The organism is Microbacterium sp. H1-D42 (assembly GCF_022637555.1).
GTDB lineage: Bacteria > Actinomycetota > Actinomycetes > Actinomycetales > Microbacteriaceae > Microbacterium.
Window position 1 is genome coordinate 2928349 of record NZ_CP093342.1, and the last position, 17420, is coordinate 2945768.

Consider the following 17420-nt stretch of genomic DNA (forward strand, 5'->3'; position numbering starts at 1 on the left):
GTTCAGCCCCTGGCCCCTTCGATCACGCTCGGCCCGTCGGGCAGCGCCCGCACCGTGAGCTGTGCCGGGATCTGCTCCTGCATGGCCTCGACGTGACTGATCACACCGACCGTGCGGCCGCCCTGACGGAGTTCGTCGAGCGTGCGCATGGCGGTCTCGAGAGTGTCGGCGTCGAGCGAGCCGAAGCCCTCGTCGATGAACAGCGTGTCGAGTCGGATGCCACCGGCGCGCGCCGTGACGACCTCGGCGAGGCCGAGCGCGAGTGCCAGCGATGACAGGAAGGTCTCGCCGCCCGAGAGCGACTTCGCCGGTCGGGTGTGCCCGGTGAACGCGTCGAAGACGACGATGCCCAGCCCCGATGCCGCACCTCTCGCTGCCAGCGCGTCGGAGTGCTGCAGCTGGTAGCGTCCCGCCGACATGTCATGCAGGCGCAGGTTGGCGGCGGCGACGATCTCTTCGAGCTCAGCGGCGAGCACGAAGGTCTCGAGGTTCATCTTGTGCGTGTTGCCGGAACGCCCGGCCAAGGCGTCGGCGAGCCCTCGGAGCACCTCGAACTCCTCCGCGACGGCCGCTGAGGCTGCATGCTCGGATGCTGCGGAGTCGACGGTCGCCGCCAAGCTCTTCTGCACGCCTCGCGCCAGACTGTCGGCGTCGACCGCTCGCTGCCACGTCGCTCGGGCAGAGGCGGCGGACTCTTCTGCAGGGGCGAGGGCGATCGGCTCTTCGGGCAGAACGCGCATCTCGAGGTCGAGCAGCAGTGCGCGCTCCTTCTCGCGGGCGATGCGATGCGCGGTGACCCGGTCATCGAGGGCGGCGATCTCCGCAGCGCCGAGCAGCGACTGCTCAGCCGCGGTCACATCGTCGAAGATCGACGCCGTGAGCGCCTCGTCGCGCTCGTGCAGCCCAGCTTCAGCCCGTTCCGCGAGGTCGAGATGTGCGTCGATCGCGTCGGCGGCAGAGTTCGCCGCCCCGATCTGACGCCGTGCCTCGCCGAGGCGCTCGGCGACGGTCGCGTGGTCGCCGCGGGCGGTCGCGATGGCTCTGTCGGCGTCGGCAATCCGCTGCTCGACGAGCGAGAGCGCCGTGCAAGCAGCGCCCAGTGCGTCGGATGCCACGGTGCGGCGCTCTTCGAGATCAGCCTGCCGCAGCGTCAGTGCCTCGAGATCGCGGGTCAGCGCGGCGGCGCGCTCGGCCGCCACGACCGCCGCGTCGTTGGCGGTGCGTGCGGTCTTGAGCTCAGCGGCCGCCTGCTCCACGCTCAGCCCCGCGGAACGCTCCGCTGCGGCAGCGAGCGCAGCGGTGTGGGTCGCGAGATCGCGAGAGACCGCGCGCTCGGCCTCAGCCGCCGCATCGCGGATGCGCTCTGCCGCGGCGACGTCGTCGGCGGAGACCGGGTCGGCGTGCTCCGCCGGTGCTGGGTGCTCTGTCGATCCGCATACGGCGCACGGCTCACCCGGCACGAGGGCCGACGCCAGCTCTCCCGCATATCCGTCCAGCCGCCGCCGTCGCAGCTGGGCGAGTTCGGCCTGCGCGCTGGTGTGCGCCTCGGTGGCGTCAGATTCTGCACGCGCGGCGACGGCGATCGCCTCGGCGAGCCGCGTGCTCTCCTGTGCCGCAGAGCTGCGCTGCTCAGCCAGGGCGACTGCCTGCGCGGCGGTTTCGACGCGGTCGGCGTCGCGCCGTGCGGCATCGCGCACCGCGGTGAGATCGGCGACTTGCGCGGGGATCGTGTCGCGCTCGGTGTCGAGAGCAGCAAGGGTGTCGGATGCTGATTCTGCAGCGCGCTGCGCAGAGGCCAGTGCTGCCGCACGCGCTGCCGTCGACGATTCGAGGTCGGCGGCCTGCTGCCAAGCTCCGCTCTCACGCGTGCGCTCTGAGGCGAAGGTGCGGAATTGCTCTGCGCCGTCCGCCTGCACACCGGCTGCCGACGCCGCGGCGACAGCATCCGTCTCCGTCTGTGCAGCCGCGGCCACCGCTGCCGCTGCCCGCGTCGCGGCGGTGATCAGACTGCGCAGCGACTCGGCGGCACGCCCGCGGTCACGCCGCGCAGCGGCAGCCGAGATCTCGTCGGCTTGCCCGTCGAGAGCCGCCAGCGCCGCCCGCGCCCGATCGCGATCCTGCTGCGCCTGCCGCTGCTCCTTCAGCACTGCCAGGGCGGTGTCGGCCGCGGCATGCGATCTCTCAGCCTCAGCGCGCTCGGTGCCAAGACGCTCGACCTGGTAGTCCGCGCGGGTGATCGCGCGGCGCAGCAGGGCGATCCTGGCATCCGTCGTATCCGGTGCAGCATCGGAGTCGTCACCCCACAGCTCAGCCTCGGCGACGACGCGCTCGGCCTCGTCCAGCCTGGCATCCACCGTCGCCCGACGTCCGCTGAGGGCCTGCTCGGCCGCACGTCGGCGCTCGTCGAACCGCGATTGGAAGTCAGAGAAGCGCCCGGTGCCGAACAGTCGCCGCAGCAGTGCCTGGCGCTCTTTGCTGTCGGCCAGCAGAAAGTCGGCGAAGCGATTCTGCGCGAGTAGGATCACCTGCAGGAACTGCTCCTGACTGAGTTGCAGGATGTCATCCAGCTCGGTCGCGACGTCGACCACTCTGGCCGCGAGGCCGATCCACTCGTCGTCGATGAGCTGCTCCAGCAGCGCCGACGGCTGCTGGGTGGTCATGCCGCCACCGCGCTTGGCCGGCCGCTCGTACGCGGGTGACCGCGTGACGCGGTAGCGCCCGGCGACGGTGCTGAACTCCACGACGATCTCGGTCGGATCCTCTGGTTCGCAGTGGTCGCTGCGCAGGCGCTTCTCGCCGCCGTCGTAGCGCGGCACTCCGCCGTACAGACCGAAGCACACCGCGTCGAGGATGCTGGACTTGCCCGCGCCGGTGCGACCGGCGATCAAGAAGATGCCGTCATCGGCATATGTGTCGAAGTCCACGACTTGACGCGTGCGGAACGGTCCGAAGCCCTCGACTTCGAGACGGTGCAGCCGCATCAGACGAGCGCCTCGGCGCGCACCCGGTCATCCAGCACCTCGCGGATCAGCTCGGCCTCGCGCTCAGTCGCGCCGTGGCCGGCGCGCACGTGCACGAGGAACGCCTCGATGCGCTCGATGTCGGTGACCGCCGTGCGCAGCCGCTGCGCGTAGGAGCGCTCGTCGGCGGCCCCTGACGTCTCGGGCTGGTGCTGCACCAGCGCGCAGAACGGGAACCGCTCGCGCAGCCGCCGCATCGGCTCGTGCTGCGGCACGGCGTCGGTGTAGATCGCGCACACCCAGTCATCGGCATGCTGGACGACATTCGCGTCGGCGAGGATCTCGTCGAGGGTGCCGGTGAGTGTCGCCAGCGCTCGAGGCACCGGCAGCGCCAGCCACTCGGTCGACACAAGGCCGTCGGCGTCGAGATCGATCAGCCACGAGCCGCGCTCCTTGTGCTGCTCGCCGAAGCTGTAGTGCAGGGGTGCCCCCGAGTACCGCACGCGGTCGCTGAGCTGCTGACGTCCGTGGATGTGACCGAGTGCCACATAGTCGGGGCCGTCGAAAGACGTCAGGGGCACCAGGTCGAGTCCGCCCTGACGCACCTCGCGCTCGAGTCCTGCGGTGACATCGACACCTGCGGCGAAGCAGTGCGCGACGGCGACCGACCGCCCGGGGTTCGCTGCCATTCCTGCCCGCACCAGATCCATCGCGTGGTGCATCACCTGCGCCTGCGTGCGCAGCGCGGGCGCCTCGCCCGTGGCATCCGATTCCGCCCGCCAGTGCTGGCGGACGATGGCCGGCTCAAGATACGGGATGCCGAAGAACTGCACCGGTCCGTGTGCATCGTGCACGGTGATCGGCGTGGAGATCGCGAGAGGGTCGGTGAGCACATGGATGCCGTCGCGCAGCAGCCGGGAGTGGAAGCCGAGTCGCGCGGCCGAATCGTGATTGCCGCTGGTCATGATCACCGTGGCACCGGTCTCGTGCAGCGCGAGCAGCGCCTCATCGAGCAGCGTGTACGCGGGCGCTGCGGGCGTTGCGGAGTCGAACACATCGCCGGCGACGATCACCACGTCGACCGCGTTCTCGCGAACCTGGGCGACCAGGGCGCCCAGCACGCCGGTCAGCGCCACGAGCGTGGAGTGCCCGTGGAACGTGCGACCGATGTGCCAGTCGGAGGTGTGCAGGATGCGCATACTCACACGGTACGGACGGCCTCTGACATTGCCCCTGAGGCGTGCCGTCCGAGCGGAAGGTCCCCTGACCCACCCTCATCACGACGACCGGCACGAGGTGATGCGACGTGCGCTGTGCGCTGTCACCGGTGCAGGGTGCGGGGCTGCATCATGCGATGGATGGGCTGCCCTCCGCCCTGCAGACCGACTTGCCCCGTCGGTCAAGGGGGTGTGCCCGCTTCGTCTTGACTACCGACTTCCGCTCTATGCCAGGTCGTTCCCCCAGTTCGCCTGTTGGATCCGACTGTCGAGTTCGCGCAGTTCGCGCGCGACGTCGTCCGCGCGGGTGCGCAGCTCTGCCACCGGCAGCGCCGAGAACTGGCGGAGCTCCGAGCGCATCTGACGCATGTAGCCGCTGCCCGCACCGGATGCGGCGGCCGCAGCATCCGTCAACAGCGAGTGCCGCATGCGCAGCACGTCGCGTGTCGCCAGCGCATCGGTCATCGTGCCATTTTCGTCGACGACGACGCTGCTGTTGGTCGCGTTGATGCGGCGGATGAGATCGCGCAGCTGGTCGAGTGCAGCATCCGCCTCCGCGAGCAGCGCCGCGGCGTCCTCGGCCGGCTCCTCGCCCTCTTGGTAACGGGCGTTGTCGCCGATCCGCGCGCGCAGCTGCTCGATGCGGCGCTGCAGGTCAGCGCGGGCAGCAAGGGCTTCGGCGAGTCTCATGGGCCGCTCCTTCATCGGGTGCGCAGCAGGTGCTGCTTCTCGGGGTGGTCTTCGAACCATTCGGCCACGTACCAGCAGACCGGATCGACACGACGGTCGCCACGGGTCTCGATATCGGCGACGGCGCCGGCCGTGACCATCGCAGCGTACCCGTGGCCACGGTAGGTCGGGATCGTGAACGCACGCGTCAGAGCCACGGTGGATCCGTCGTCGCGGTAGTCCAGCACGCTCACCAGCACCCCACCTCTGGTGAGGGTGAAACGACCGGCATCCTTCTCATTGACAAGCACGAAATCAGTAGCAGCAGCGGGAGATGTCACGCCTCCACGTTACGTCGTGTTTCCGACACTGGATCGTCACGTTTTGACACGGCGGGTTAATTTCAGTCATAATCGCCCCCATGACCACCAACGCACGCCCCATGTCCGCCCAGGAGGCGAACGGGACTGCCGGGATGATGATGCCCGGTCGCGTTGGCATGTGTTGCCGAATGTGTTGCTAAGGCGCAACCACCCAGCCTGACTCGCTGTTGATCCCTTCATCTGAGGGACGAGTCTCGAGCGCCCACCCTTCGCGCTCATTCCCTACCGGCTCCGCCCGGTCATTCGTGCATCACATCCAGAGCCGCCGGCTCTCGCATCCTTGAAGGATCCATCATCATGTCGACCACCGCACTTCTCGATCGCCCCGTCACCGCTCCCGTCCGCGTCATCTCCCCCGCCGACGCCGCAGCCGACCTGCCCTCCGTCAGATCGCCCAGAGGCTTCGCCCTGTACGTCGGCATCGACGAGATCAAGGCCGCCGCAGCCGGTGTGAGCCTTCCCGTCCTCGTCGACGCTCTGCGTCGCACCATCGCCGAGCTCGCCCCTGGTGCCGAGACCCACGCGACCGTGGCACTCGCACCGCAGGCATCCGGCGGCCGCGACCTCGACGTCGTCCGCCTCGCCCTTCACGAACCAGGCGCGATCGCCCGCGCCAAGGCCGCCGTCGAAGAGGAGAAGGACGAGGATGCCGGCGTCGTCGTCGACATCTCCCGCAAGCGCGTGCTGCTCGATGGCGACTCCGCCGCATTCACTTACAAGGAGTTCGAGCTGCTGCAGTACCTCGTCCTGCGCGAGGGGCGCACCATCGAGCGCAGCGAGCTGGTCTCGGCGCTGTGGCAGGCATCGTCCGACGAGGAGGCCCCTGGCGAGCGCACCATCGACGTGCACGTGCGTCGCCTTCGCGCCAAGCTCGGCCGCCACGAGGACATCGTGCGCACCGTGCGCGGCGTCGGCTACCGCTTCGACCGCCACGCCGACGTCGTCATCCGCTACGGCCACGGCACCCCCTCGCCCGACCGCTTCTGACCCGTCCGGCTTCAGTTCCGCCGAGACCCCCAGGTGTTGTCGACACCCCCAGCTGCGGACGTCCGCGAGCAGGGGTGTGGACGATAGGCAGGGGTGTCAGGAACCGCGCGTAGGGTTGCCGACATGACTCAGACGGCGGATGCTGCGCAGCACCAGCACGCGCAGCAGACCGTCTACCGCCCTGGGCATCCGCTTGACCTCCTGCAGACAGTCGGGATACTGGTGCGCGGCCCAGGGGATCCGACCATGGTCATCGACGGGGCGCGAATCTGGATGGCGTTCCGCACGGATGCCGGGATCGCGACGCTCTGCCTGCGCCAGGCATCCGACGGCGTCCATGCCGCCGCGTGGGGCGACGGTGCCACCGAGGCCCTCGACGCCGCGCCCAGGCTCTGCGGGTCCGACGACGACCCGACCGGGTTCGATGTATCGCAGCATCCGATGCTGACGGACGTGGCGCGCCGGAATCCGGGCATCCGACTGCCGCGCACCGACCGCGTCTTCGACGCCGTCGCCGGCGCGACGCTCGAGCAGAAGGTCACCGGGCTGCAGGCGTTCGGCGCGTGGCGACACGTGGTGAGCCGTTTCGGCGAACGCGCGCCGGGTCCAACGCCGCGACCGATGTTCGCGGCGCCCCCGCCCGAGATCTGGCGCACCATTCCATCGTGGGCATGGCAGCGCGCCGGTGTCGAGCCGCCGCAGTCGCGCACCATCGTGCAGGCCGCCGCACGTGAGCCGAGCATCGTGCGGGCGCTGACGCTGGCATCCGACGGCGCCGGCCGCGACCGGGTGCTGACGAGCCTGCCCGGCGTCGGCCTGTGGACCTCGGCCGAGACGCGCCTGCGCGCGCTCGGCGACCCCGACGCCGTCGCCATCGGCGACTACCATCTGCCGCACGAGGTCGGCTTCGCTCTGACCGGTGCGCGCACGGATGACGCCGGGATGCTGGAACTGCTGGCGCCGTGGGCAGGGCACCGGCAGCGGATCATCCGGCTGATCTATGCCTCCGGCATTCGCGAGCCCCGCCGCGGCCCTCGTCTGGCCCCCGAGGATCACCGCCGCCGCTGAGCGAAACGCGGACGCGTCAGTAGTAGACGGCGAGGGGCCCGTGCGGGCCGTCGACCACCTGCACCGGGGTATCGAAGACGCCGGTCAGCACGGCGTCGTTCATGATCTCGGCCGGCGGGCCGAACTCCACCACTCGTCCGTCGCGCATCGCGCAGATGTGATCCGCGTATCGTGCGGCGAAGTTGATGTCATGCAGCACGATCACGATCGTGCGTCCGAGTTCGTCTGCGGCACGTCGCAGCTGCGTCATCATCGTGACGGCGTGCTTCATGTCGAGGTTGTTCAGCGGCTCGTCGAGCAGCACGACCTCGGTGTCCTGCGCTAGCACCATCGCGACGTACGCCCGCTGACGCTGCCCGCCCGAGAGCTCATCGAGGTAGCGACCCTCCAGCTCGCTGAGCGCCAAGAAGTCGATCGCACGGCTGATGATCTCCTCATCAGCCGTGTTCAGCCTGCCCTTCGTGTAGGGGAAGCGTCCGAAGCCGACCAGCTGCCGCACGGTCAGCCGCGTGACGAAATGGTTCTCCTGCCGCAGGATCGAGACGATCTTCGCCAGGTCAGCCGACTTGGTCTTGGTGATGTCGTATCCGGCCACCTCGATGGCTCCGGCATCCATCCCCATCAGCCGCCCGACCATGGTCAGCAGCGTCGACTTGCCGGCACCGTTCGGACCGATCAGCGCCGTGATCCCCCCTGCAGGGATGATCAGGTCGACGGGCCCGATCGTGACCTCGTCGCTGTATTCGCGGCGCACGCCCTCGATGGTGATCACAGTCGGCCCTTTCTGAGGATGACGATGAGGAACACGATGCCGCCGACGAGCTCGATGATGATCGAGACGACGCCCTCGGCGTAGAACACGTTGCGCATCAGGAAGTACGCACCCGCGATGATCGTGAAGGCCGTCAGCACGGCCACTGGCAGGATCAGTCGATGATCGTGCGCGTCGACGAACTGGTACGCGAGCGTCGCGACGAGGAACCCGAGGAACGTCATCGGCCCGACCAGCGCCGTCGAGGTCGCCATCAGCACAGCGACGAGGAACAGCACGATCATCAGCTCACGACGGTGGTTGATCCCGAGCGAGTTCGCGGTATCGGAACCGAGCGCCATCACGTCGAGTCGTCGCGCGCGCATCCACAGCAGAGCGGATGCCCCGACGCACAGCGGTATCGCGAGAGGCAGGTACGACGCGTCGGCGTTGGAGATGTTGCCGAACAGCTTGGCTGCCAGCACGTCGAACTCACTCGGCGTGAGCAGGCGCTGCATGAAGGTGGCGATCGCGCCGAGTCCGCCGCCTATGACGATGCCGATCAGCAGCATGACCTCGAGGTTCGCGTAGCGCCCGGTCAGCAGCCAGCCGTACAGCAGCATCGCGAGACCCACCATGATCGCGACCTGCAGTCCGAACTGCCACAGCCCCTGGAACGCCACCAGCCCCGCGATGCCGAACAGGTACACCGAGCCGGTCTGCACCACGCGGTACAGCGACTCGAAGCCCATGATCGACGGGGTGATGATGCGGTTGGTCGTCACGGTCTGGAAGCTGACGGTGGCGACCGCCTGGCAGACGGCGACGACCAGCATGACCGTCACGTTCGTGAAGCGCAGCTCGGCGATGCGCCAGAATCCGTCGGTGCCGAACGGCATCGGGTTGCCCCAGGCGAGCAGGCCCACAGCGAAGAACACCGACAGCGCGATGAGCACCGAGAGCACGAGAATGTACCGGCGACGCTTGGCCGGGGTCGCGAACGTGCCGGCACGACCGGAGTGGGCACGTGCCGGCATCCCATTCATCTTCTTCAGCATCCGCGCCACCTACCCGCGCCGCCGCTGCTTCAGAAGAAGAAGCACGAAGACGATGGCGCCGACGACGCCGAGGATCAGCGAGACGGGCACCTCGAACGGCATGATGATGGTGCGCCCGATCAGATCGCAGACCGTCACGATGGCGATGCCGAGCAGTGCCACCCACGGCAGGTTGCTTCGCAGGTCGTCACCGCGCACCATCGAGACGATGTTCGGCACGATCAGTCCCAGGAACGGCAGCATGCCGACGACGACGGTCACCACTCCCGTCACGACCGCGATCAGGACGGTGCCGAGCAGGATGATCCGGTTGTAGTTCAGGCCGACGTTGGTGGCGATCTCCTCACCGAGGCCGGCGACGGTGAGCCGATCCGCGACGATGAAGATGACGACCGCCGCGATCGCGACGATCCAGAGCATCTCGTACTGTCCGCGCAGCACCGATGTGAAGCTGCCGGCGAACCAGACGCCGAGGCTCTGCAGCATGTCGGTCGCGAGGGCGAGGTAGGTCGAGATCGCCCCGACCACCGCGCCGAGCATGATCCCGACGATCGGCACGATCAGTGACGAGCGCAGCGAGACGCGGCGCAGGAACAGGAAGAACACCATTGTGCCGATGAACGCGGCGATCACCGCGGCGGTCATCCGCAGCGGGATCGACGGCTGCGGCACGAGGATCATCACGGTGAGCAGCCCGAGGCCGGCCCATTCCGTCGTGCCCGTGGTCGTCGGCTCGACGAAGCGGTTCTGCGTGAGCAGCTGCATGACGAGGCCGGCCATCGCCATCGAGGCGCCGGCGAGGACGAGCGCGATGGTGCGCGGAACGCGGGTGATCAGGAACATCTCGCCGCCGTCGCTGCTGCCTGCGATGTCGTAGACGCCGGTGAACAGCGACGCGACCAGCAGGGCTGCGACGAACAGGATGCCAATCAGCAGTTTGACGTCGAAAAGCCGCCCCTTGGTCGATCGGGGCGGCGGCGTGGTCGCGTCCTGCGACGCGATGGCACTTGTCGTGGTCATGAGATGTGGCGACGGCATCCGATACCGAGTGCTTCCCGGTCGGATGCCGTCGCCGAGCGTGTCAGTTCTTCGCAGCCTTCTCGCCCGACTTCTCCAGCGCGTCGGCGAAGTCGTTGAGGAAGGTCGTGTACGTCTGGATGCCCTCGTTGAGGTACGTGTCGGTGGGCATGTAGACGATCTGGTCGCTACCAACGGCGGTGACGGATGCCAGCGCCTCGGAGTCCTCGAGGATCTCGGCGGCCTGCACGTAGCTCGCGTCATCCGCGGCGAACACGGCGTCGCGGTCCATCACGAGGATCCAGCTCGGGTTCGACTCGGCGATCGCCTCGACCGAGATGTCGTCGCCCTGGTGGTCGTCGGTCGCTCCCTCGACCTCGAGCGCAGGCGTGAGCCCGATGAGGTCGAAGATCGGACCGAGCGTGCGGCCGACGCCGGGGGCGATGTAGCCGATCTCTCCGCCCGAGGTGGTGACGGCCATCACCGTGTCGGTGTCGCGGTAGGCGGCCTTCGCGCGCTCGACGGCGGCATCGAAGTCATCCGTGAGCTTCTTGGCTTCGTCCTGCTTGCCGAAGACCTCGCCGAGCACCGTGATCTGACGCTTGAGCTCGGCGTCGAGGGGCTCACCTTCGCGCGGGTCGAGCTGCAGCACCGTGGCGTCCGGCACGAGCTTCTCGAAGTCCTGCTGGTACTGCGTGAAGCGCTGGCCGTTGATGATCAGATCGGGGGCGGCCGCGACGACGGACTCGAGGTCGGGCTCGTTGTGCGTGCCGAGGTCGATGATGTTCTTGTCATTGACGTAATCGACCGTCTCGGGCATCAGCGCGACGGCTGCTGCGGTCAGCTCGATGCCCCAGTCCGACAGCGTCTGGAACGTGCGGTTGTCGGTGGCGACGACCGACGTCGGCGGAGTCGCGATCTCGTGCGAGCCGTTGTTGTCCTCGACGGTGACCGTGCTCGCCTGTTCCGCCTTTTCTGCGGGTTCCTCGGCGGTCGCGCCGGCACAGCCGACGAGTGCGAGCAGGCTGACGAGGCCGAGACTGGTTCCGGCGAGGATTCGAGGCACGGACATGCGGGGAACTCCGTTTCTGCTCCGAGGAGCGGGGGCGGGGTGCGCTGGCACGGGGCACTAGGCACGGATGCGGCCGGAGTTAGGGCACCCTGACTTCGGCCAGAATTAGGTTAGCCTTACTTTATGAGCGAAGTGAAATCGAGTTTCATGCTGGAGCGTCACGGACTGGATCTGCGGTTCAGATTCGTCACGCTGAGCGCGCGCGAATGGCTGGCGCCGAACTACGTGCGGGTGCGGCTGACCGGTGCGGATCTCGAGGGGTTCGCTTCGCTCGGCTCCGACGACCACATGCGACTGTTCTTCCCAGCGGGCGGCGCCGAGCCGACATCTGTCGACGAGATGCGCGCCGCACCGAGCCGCGAATACACTCCGCTGGCCTGGGGCGATGACTGGCTCGATGTCGAGTTCGCCGTGCACGGCGATCAGGGCGTGGCGGCGCCATGGGCAGCATCCGCGCCCCTCGGTTCGCTCGTCGGCGTCGGTGGCCCTCGGGGCTCCGCGGTGCTGCAGGGCGAGCCTGGTTCGTGGATGCTGGTCGGCGACGAGACGGCGATCCCGGCCATCCGCCGCTTCGCAGTTCTGATCCCGGCTGGCGTGCCGGCGCGGGTCGTGATCGAGGCGCCGTCGGCCGCGGATCAGGTGCCGCTCGACGCTCCCGTCGAGGTGGAGTGGGTTCACCGTGGCGAGGCTCCGGCCGGCTCCGCGCTGGTCACGTTCCTGGACGGGCTGACGGCGTCGGATGCTGTCGGCGAGGATCCGTTCTGCTTCATCGCTGCGGAACAGGCCATCGTCAAGCCCGGCCGCGCATTGCTCGAGCGGTGGGGCGTCGACGTGTCGAAGGCGGTCGTGAAGGGGTATTGGAAGCGCGGCGAAGAGGAGTACCACGCACCGCACTGAATGGGCTTGTATCGGCCGGCGCCCGGGGTGAGAATGATGCCCTGCCGCAGTCGCGGCGGGCATCCACAATTCTGGCGCCGAAGGAGCCGACCGTGGCCATTCTCAACCCCTATCTCTCGTTTCGCGACAACGCGCGCGAAGCCCTCGAGTTCTACCAGCGCGTGCTCGGCGGCACGCTCGACATCTCCACTTTCGGGTCGATGCCCGGCATGGGATACGACCCGAGCGAGGCCGAGCACGTGATGCACGGACAGCTCATCACCGACGACGGCATGGTGCTGATGGCATCAGATACCCCGAGCAGCATGGAGTACCAGGCCCCGCAGGGCGTCTCGGTGTCGCTCAGCGGCTCCGAAGCCGACCGCCTGCGCGCAGCGTGGGATGGACTGTCGGACGGCGCATCGATCACCGTGCCGCTCGCCGCCGCGCCGTGGGGCGGCGACTTCGGCATGCTCACCGACCGCTACGGCGTGGCGTGGATGGTGTCGGTCGACGGTTGACGCTCGATTGTGATCGCCCACGGCATCAGGAATACTGCCTGAATGCCTGTTCTCGATCACCTCGGAATCACCGTCACCGACCTCACCCGCGGCATCGCGCAGTTCGACCCGGTGCTGAAGGCGCTCGGGTTCGAGTGGGAGGGCTCGAAGGTCGACTCGGCCGCCTGGTACCGCGAGGGTGAGACCGAGATCATCGTGTTCGCGCCGCGCGACGAGGGCGCGGACCCGCACGTGCACGGGCGAGTCGGGTGGCAGCACCTCGCGTTCGCGGTGGACTCGCGCACTGAGGTCGAGCGGATGCATGCGGTCGCGCTCGACGCCGGGTGGACGGCGGTGCGCGACCCGAAGCTCTACCCCCGCTTCAACGAACGGTACTACGCGTCATTCGTCGAGGACGCCAGTGGCATCCGCATCGAGTTCATGCACAATCCGCCACGCGACGACGGGTGAGTTATCGGCTCAGGCGTCGAATGTCGGCGGCATCCGACACACTGTGATGATGGCGACAATAGATCACCTCGGCATCAGCGTCGATGACGTTCCCCGGGCATCCGCGCAACTCGATCCGGTCTTCTCGGCCCTGGGATACACCCGCGCGTACAACGCACCCGACCACGCGTACTGGCGGCAGCCGGGGCAACCCGAGCTACTCCTGTATCCGGCGCGGGAGCCCGGCCCGCACGTGCACGGAAGGATCGGCTGGCAGCACTTGGCATTCGCCGTCGACTCCCGCGACGAGGTCGATCAACTGCACCAGGTCGCACTGGATGCCGGGTGGACAGCGGTGCGAGAGCCCAAGGAGTACCCACGGTTCACCGAGCGCTACTACGCCTCATTCGTGGAGGACGACAACGGCATCCGCATCGAGGTCATGCACAACCCGGCCGGCTGGGACGGGAGCTGACTCGGCGCTCCGATCCCCCTCGGTAGCGGCCTCGACCCATCGATGCAACGATGAGGGAGTGGAGTTCACGAACGATGCACAGATCTGGACGATGATCGGCGCTTTCTGCGCGCTCATGTTCGGCATGCTGACCGTGGTCTCCACACTTTTCGTCCGCGTCCTGCGTGCGGAGATCGGCGGAATGCGCACCGAGATGAATGCCCACTTCGATGCGGTCAACACGCGAATCGACGGGATCGACCGCGACGTGCAGGCGCTCGTGAAGCGCACCTTCGGCCTCGACCGCGAGTAGTCGCCTTCACTCAGCTCAGTCCGCGCGCGATCTCGACGATCCCTTGCGGGTAGAACGGCAGCGTGTCGTCGCCGAGGTCATCGAGGCGGAACCATCCCGCGACCGCGCGACTGTCGAGCACGCGTCGCCGCTCCTCGACCGGCATCGCCTCGAGCTCCTGGCAGCGGATCGCGAAGACGTGCACGATCTCGTGACCGCGTCGCCCTGCGAGCGTGAAGCGGTTCTCGGTGACAGCCAGTAGCCGCGTCTCGCTGAGGTCGACCCCGAGCTCCTCGGCGAACTCCCGCCGCACGGCATCCTCGGCGAGCTCGCCGAAGTCGATCCCACCACCAAGCGCACGCAGAAAGCGCGGATGCTGATCGGTCGCCGCATACTCCTCGGCCAGTACCCATCCCTCACGGACGATCAGCCCGACGGCGATGTTGCGGATGCGCTCATTCACCGCGCCAGCGTAGCGGGTCAGGCTCCTGGTCCTCCGCTCGCCCCGCCCGCAAGCTCCGTCGCAAGCACGGCACCTCGCCGAGTGCACGGGAACTGCGCGTCAACAGGCCGTGCGCTCGCCAGCATCCGGTGCACTCGGCGGCTGCGGGGCATCGGGCAGGCGGCCGCGCACCGGGCGGACGGCCGTTGGCGGAGGCTTGACTCAGCATCCACCCCTCCCCTATGGTCGTAACTCTGCGCCGACCGGTGCAGCCCCAGCCGAGGAGACGACGGAATGACCGCTCTGCGGAACCTCCCCACGGTCCTGGCCTTCCAGCAGAAGAGCCAAGACCGCTACGAGTCGTACCCTCCGGCGCGCGCCGTGTGACAGCATCCGCTGTTCTCCGCCCCGCACCGTCAGGTCCGGGGCATTTTTCATGAATCCTCCGTGACCTGTGGCTGACACACAACACGAAGGAAAGGAATCATGGAGAGGCTCTCCGCACGGCTGCTGTCGTGGGCGTCCCTGATCGACGAGAAGACGCTCGATCAGGCGCACACCACGGCCCGCATGCCGTTCATCCACCCGCACCTGGCACTGATGCCGGATGCGCACCTCGGCAAAGGGGCGACAGTCGGGTCGGTCATTCCGACGCTCGGCGCGATCATCCCTGCCGCCGTCGGCGTCGACATCGGATGCGGCATGATCGCCGTCCGCACGCAGTTCACGGCCGCGCAGTTCGAGAACCGCGACCTCGCTCCACTGCGTGAGGCGATCGAGCGCGCCATCCCGCTCTCGGCCGGGCACTACAACCGCAAGGTCGTGGCCACTGCCGAGCCGCGTGTGGCAGAGCTGGCCGAGCTTGCCGAGAAGAAGGGCTTCGACCCGGCGTCGTACGCGGGCAACTGGCAGCTGCAGCTCGGCACGCTCGGCTCGGGCAACCACTTCATCGAGGTGTCGCTGGATGAGCAGGATCGGGTGTGGCTGTTCCTGCACTCCGGCTCGCGGGGCGTGGGCAACAAGATCGCTCAGCACCACATCGGCGTCGCGCAGAAGCTCGCGAAGCAGTGGTGGATCGAGCTGCCCGACCCCGACCTGGCCTACCTGGTCGAGGGGACGCCGGAGTTCACGCGCTACATCCGCGAACTGCGGTGGGCCCAGCACTTCGCGCTGCTGAACCGGGAGGAGATGATGGACCGGGTCGTGCGCCAGGTGTCGGAGTTCGCCGGCACTGCGGTGGACGAGCAGGAGCGCATCAACTGCCACCACAACTTCACCGAGTCGGAGAAGCACTTCAGCAAGCAGGTCTGGGTGTCGCGCAAGGGCGCGATCCATGCCGACGCCGGTCGGCCGGGGCTCATCCCCGGGTCGATGGGCACGGCGTCGTACGTCGTGGAGGGCCTCGGCAACCCTCTGTCGCTGAACTCGTCACCGCATGGCGCTGGTCGGGAGTACTCCCGGTCGGCGGCGCGGCGCACGTTCACCCACGCGCAGTTGCGCGAGGCGATGACCGGCATCGAGTTCCGTGACACGGATGCCTTCATCGACGAGATTCCGCAGGCGTACAAGCCGATCGATCAGGTGATGGCCGATGCCGCCGACCTGGTCACGATCCGCCACACGCTGCGGCAGATCGTCAACGTGAAGGGCGATTGACCGGCCGCCCGCCTCTCGTTCCCGTATGAGTTTCTGTCGCCTGTGCTGCGTCCAAGCGACAAGAACTCATACGGGAACGGGGAGCGGTGCGGTCAGACGACGGCTGCGGGCTCGTCAGCGGGGCGGTCGGTGAAGGCCTGCTTGGGCACGAAGACGAGAAGCACGGCGGATGCCAGTGCCGTGACACCGCACACGACCCAGACCGTCATGTAGCCGGCGAGCGAACCCGCCGTGCCCTCGGCAGCTCCCGCCGCGGTCCCGGCGACGCCGTTCAGCAGTGCGATGCCGAAGATGCACGAGGCGATCGCGCCTCCGACCGTCTTCACCGAGTTGGTCAGGCCGGTCGCGACGCCGGTCTGCGTCGAGGGTGCGGCGGATGCTGCCGCAGCCGGCAGCGCCGCCACGAGCGCTCCGGAGCCGAGCCCCGCGAGCACCATGTTGGTCGTCACCTGCAGATAGCTGTCATGGAACGGCAGGAACAGCAGGAACCCGATCCCCACGAGCACGGATGCCCCGATCAGGGTGAACCGCGGCGTGCTGAGCCGCGCAATCAACGGGAACAGCAGAGCACCCGTGATCATCGCGATCAGGTAGATGCCGATGATCAGGGAGGTGGCGAAGCCCGTGGTGCCGAGTCCGTACCCGTACACGGCAGGATCGGTGCGGGCGAAGGTCGACAGCGGCGCCTGCGCGCCGAGCACGCTGACGCCGAACAGGCCGGCCGTGAGGAACACCGGGCCGAGCGCCGGCGAGCGGAACATGCGCACGTCGATCAGCGGGTCGTCGTGCTTCAACTCCCACAGCACGAACGGGATGATCAGCAGCAGCCCGAGCAGCACGACGCCCCATGACCAGACGCTGGTCAGCCCGCCGGGCAGGCGCAGCATGCTGAGACCACCGGTGAAGGCGATCAGCGCGAACGAGATGAGCACCAGGCCGACGGTGTCGAGCTTGCCGCCGGTCGTCTCGGGCGATTCCTTGACCCCGAACAGGATCACGAAGAAGCACACGATCACCAGCAGGGCGGGAATCAGCAGCACGATCGTCAGCGGCAGCACGTCGATGAGCGCGCCGCCGGCGAGGGCACCGAGAATCGCACCCGTCTCGAGCGCGGCGACGAGCATCCCGGCCGCGCGGGCCGTGATCACCGAGCGGCCCTCCATGGCGCGAGAGCGCGACCAGATCAGCGCGATCTCGAGAGGCAGCCAGACGACGTAGAAGCCCATCAGCGCCCAGCCGACCAGGAACACCGCGAACGAGTCGGTGAACGGGAGCACGAGCGCGGCCGCCGCGGTGAGGGCGGTCGAGATCAGCAGCATGCGCTTGTGCCCGATCATGTCGCCGAGCTTCGCGAACGCGGGCACGACCAGAGCCGAGAGCATGAGCTGCGTGCCTTCGAGCCAGTTCACATCGGCGTCGTGGATGCCGAGATGCCGGGCGATATCGGTGAGCATGGGCGTGTAATAGCCCTGCAGCACACCGCTGGTGAACTCGACGAACGCGAGGAATCCGACGACGCTCGCAAGCGCGCCGAGAGTGACGGAGCGCGTCATCGCGCCTCCCTTTCA

Annotated in this window: 18 protein-coding genes; 8 read left to right on the forward strand and 10 right to left on the reverse strand. The window is 68.1% G+C overall.

Annotated features, from left to right (window positions below; translation table 11 throughout):
• Nucleotides 1-2 precede the first annotated feature (2 nt).
• From MNR00_RS13945 to MNR00_RS13960, 4 genes are all read right to left on the reverse strand, one after another.
• A complete protein-coding gene (locus MNR00_RS13945; protein ID WP_241926518.1) occupies nucleotides 3-2981 on the reverse strand; it encodes an SMC family ATPase in 2979 nt (992 codons plus the stop codon).
• Complete coding sequence (locus MNR00_RS13950; protein ID WP_241926519.1) at nucleotides 2981-4159, reverse strand: exonuclease SbcCD subunit D; 1179 nt, start codon at nucleotides 4157-4159, stop codon at nucleotides 2981-2983. The genes MNR00_RS13945 and MNR00_RS13950 overlap by 1 nt, the downstream gene beginning before the upstream one ends.
• Before the next feature lie 243 nt (nucleotides 4160-4402).
• The gene (locus tag MNR00_RS13955; RefSeq protein ID WP_241926520.1) at nucleotides 4403-4867 is read right to left on the reverse strand and encodes a DIP1984 family protein; all 465 of its coding nucleotides are present in this window, start codon (nucleotides 4865-4867) and stop codon (nucleotides 4403-4405) included.
• A gap of 11 nt (nucleotides 4868-4878) precedes the next feature.
• Nucleotides 4879-5187, reverse strand: coding sequence for a GNAT family N-acetyltransferase (locus MNR00_RS13960; RefSeq protein WP_241926521.1), 309 nt, complete (start codon nucleotides 5185-5187; stop codon nucleotides 4879-4881).
• A gap of 339 nt (nucleotides 5188-5526) precedes the next feature.
• On the opposite strand from MNR00_RS13960, the gene MNR00_RS13965 reads away from it, so the two are divergent.
• A complete protein-coding gene (locus MNR00_RS13965) occupies nucleotides 5527-6216 on the forward strand; it encodes a winged helix-turn-helix domain-containing protein (protein ID WP_241926522.1) in 690 nt (229 codons plus the stop codon).
• A gap of 123 nt (nucleotides 6217-6339) precedes the next feature.
• Complete coding sequence (locus tag MNR00_RS13970; protein ID WP_241926523.1) at nucleotides 6340-7284, forward strand: DNA-3-methyladenine glycosylase 2 family protein; 945 nt, start codon at nucleotides 6340-6342, stop codon at nucleotides 7282-7284.
• Between the two features lie 16 nt (nucleotides 7285-7300).
• Here the strand turns inward: MNR00_RS13970 and MNR00_RS13975 are convergent, their stop codons facing one another.
• The 4 genes from MNR00_RS13975 to MNR00_RS13990 form a co-directional block, all read right to left on the reverse strand.
• Nucleotides 7301-8056, reverse strand: coding sequence for an ATP-binding cassette domain-containing protein (locus MNR00_RS13975; protein WP_241926524.1), 756 nt, complete (start codon nucleotides 8054-8056; stop codon nucleotides 7301-7303).
• On the reverse strand, nucleotides 8053-9093 hold the full coding sequence (locus MNR00_RS13980) for an iron chelate uptake ABC transporter family permease subunit (RefSeq protein ID WP_241926525.1): 1041 nt from the start codon (nucleotides 9091-9093) through the stop codon (nucleotides 8053-8055). Before MNR00_RS13980 ends, MNR00_RS13975 begins: the two co-directional genes overlap by 4 nt.
• Before the next feature lie 9 nt (nucleotides 9094-9102).
• The gene (locus MNR00_RS13985; RefSeq protein WP_241926526.1) at nucleotides 9103-10113 is read right to left on the reverse strand and encodes an iron chelate uptake ABC transporter family permease subunit; all 1011 of its coding nucleotides are present in this window, start codon (nucleotides 10111-10113) and stop codon (nucleotides 9103-9105) included.
• A 61-nt stretch (nucleotides 10114-10174) separates the two neighbouring features.
• Nucleotides 10175-11182: an ABC transporter substrate-binding protein gene (locus tag MNR00_RS13990; RefSeq protein ID WP_241926527.1), complete on the reverse strand. Its 1008-nt coding sequence runs from the start codon at nucleotides 11180-11182 to the stop codon at nucleotides 10175-10177.
• A 123-nt stretch (nucleotides 11183-11305) separates the two neighbouring features.
• On the opposite strand from MNR00_RS13990, the gene MNR00_RS13995 reads away from it, so the two are divergent.
• From MNR00_RS13995 to MNR00_RS14015, 5 genes are all read left to right on the forward strand, one after another.
• Nucleotides 11306-12079: a siderophore-interacting protein gene (locus MNR00_RS13995; RefSeq protein WP_241926528.1), complete on the forward strand. Its 774-nt coding sequence runs from the start codon at nucleotides 11306-11308 to the stop codon at nucleotides 12077-12079.
• 92 nt (nucleotides 12080-12171) lie between these two features.
• The gene (locus MNR00_RS14000; RefSeq protein WP_241926529.1) at nucleotides 12172-12579 is read left to right on the forward strand and encodes a VOC family protein; all 408 of its coding nucleotides are present in this window, start codon (nucleotides 12172-12174) and stop codon (nucleotides 12577-12579) included.
• A 42-nt stretch (nucleotides 12580-12621) separates the two neighbouring features.
• A complete protein-coding gene (locus MNR00_RS14005) occupies nucleotides 12622-13029 on the forward strand; it encodes a VOC family protein (protein WP_241926530.1) in 408 nt (135 codons plus the stop codon).
• Between the two features lie 49 nt (nucleotides 13030-13078).
• The gene (locus MNR00_RS14010) at nucleotides 13079-13483 is read left to right on the forward strand and encodes a VOC family protein (protein ID WP_241926531.1); all 405 of its coding nucleotides are present in this window, start codon (nucleotides 13079-13081) and stop codon (nucleotides 13481-13483) included.
• 58 nt (nucleotides 13484-13541) lie between these two features.
• Nucleotides 13542-13775, forward strand: a complete 234-nt coding sequence (locus MNR00_RS14015) for a hypothetical protein (RefSeq protein ID WP_241926532.1) — start codon at nucleotides 13542-13544, stop codon at nucleotides 13773-13775.
• Nucleotides 13776-13785: 10 nt separating this feature from the next.
• Here MNR00_RS14015 and MNR00_RS14020 read toward each other — a convergent pair whose 3' ends face one another.
• Nucleotides 13786-14217: an NUDIX domain-containing protein gene (locus MNR00_RS14020; RefSeq protein ID WP_241926533.1), complete on the reverse strand. Its 432-nt coding sequence runs from the start codon at nucleotides 14215-14217 to the stop codon at nucleotides 13786-13788.
• 465 nt (nucleotides 14218-14682) lie between these two features.
• Between MNR00_RS14020 and MNR00_RS14025 the strand changes: the two genes are divergently transcribed.
• Nucleotides 14683-15852 (forward strand): RtcB family protein, encoded by a 1170-nt coding sequence (locus MNR00_RS14025; RefSeq protein ID WP_241926534.1) that lies wholly within the window; start codon nucleotides 14683-14685, stop codon nucleotides 15850-15852.
• Between the two features lie 92 nt (nucleotides 15853-15944).
• Here MNR00_RS14025 and MNR00_RS14030 read toward each other — a convergent pair whose 3' ends face one another.
• Nucleotides 15945-17405 (reverse strand): MFS transporter, encoded by a 1461-nt coding sequence (locus MNR00_RS14030; RefSeq protein ID WP_241926535.1) that lies wholly within the window; start codon nucleotides 17403-17405, stop codon nucleotides 15945-15947.
• Between the last annotated feature and the right edge of the window lie 15 nt (nucleotides 17406-17420).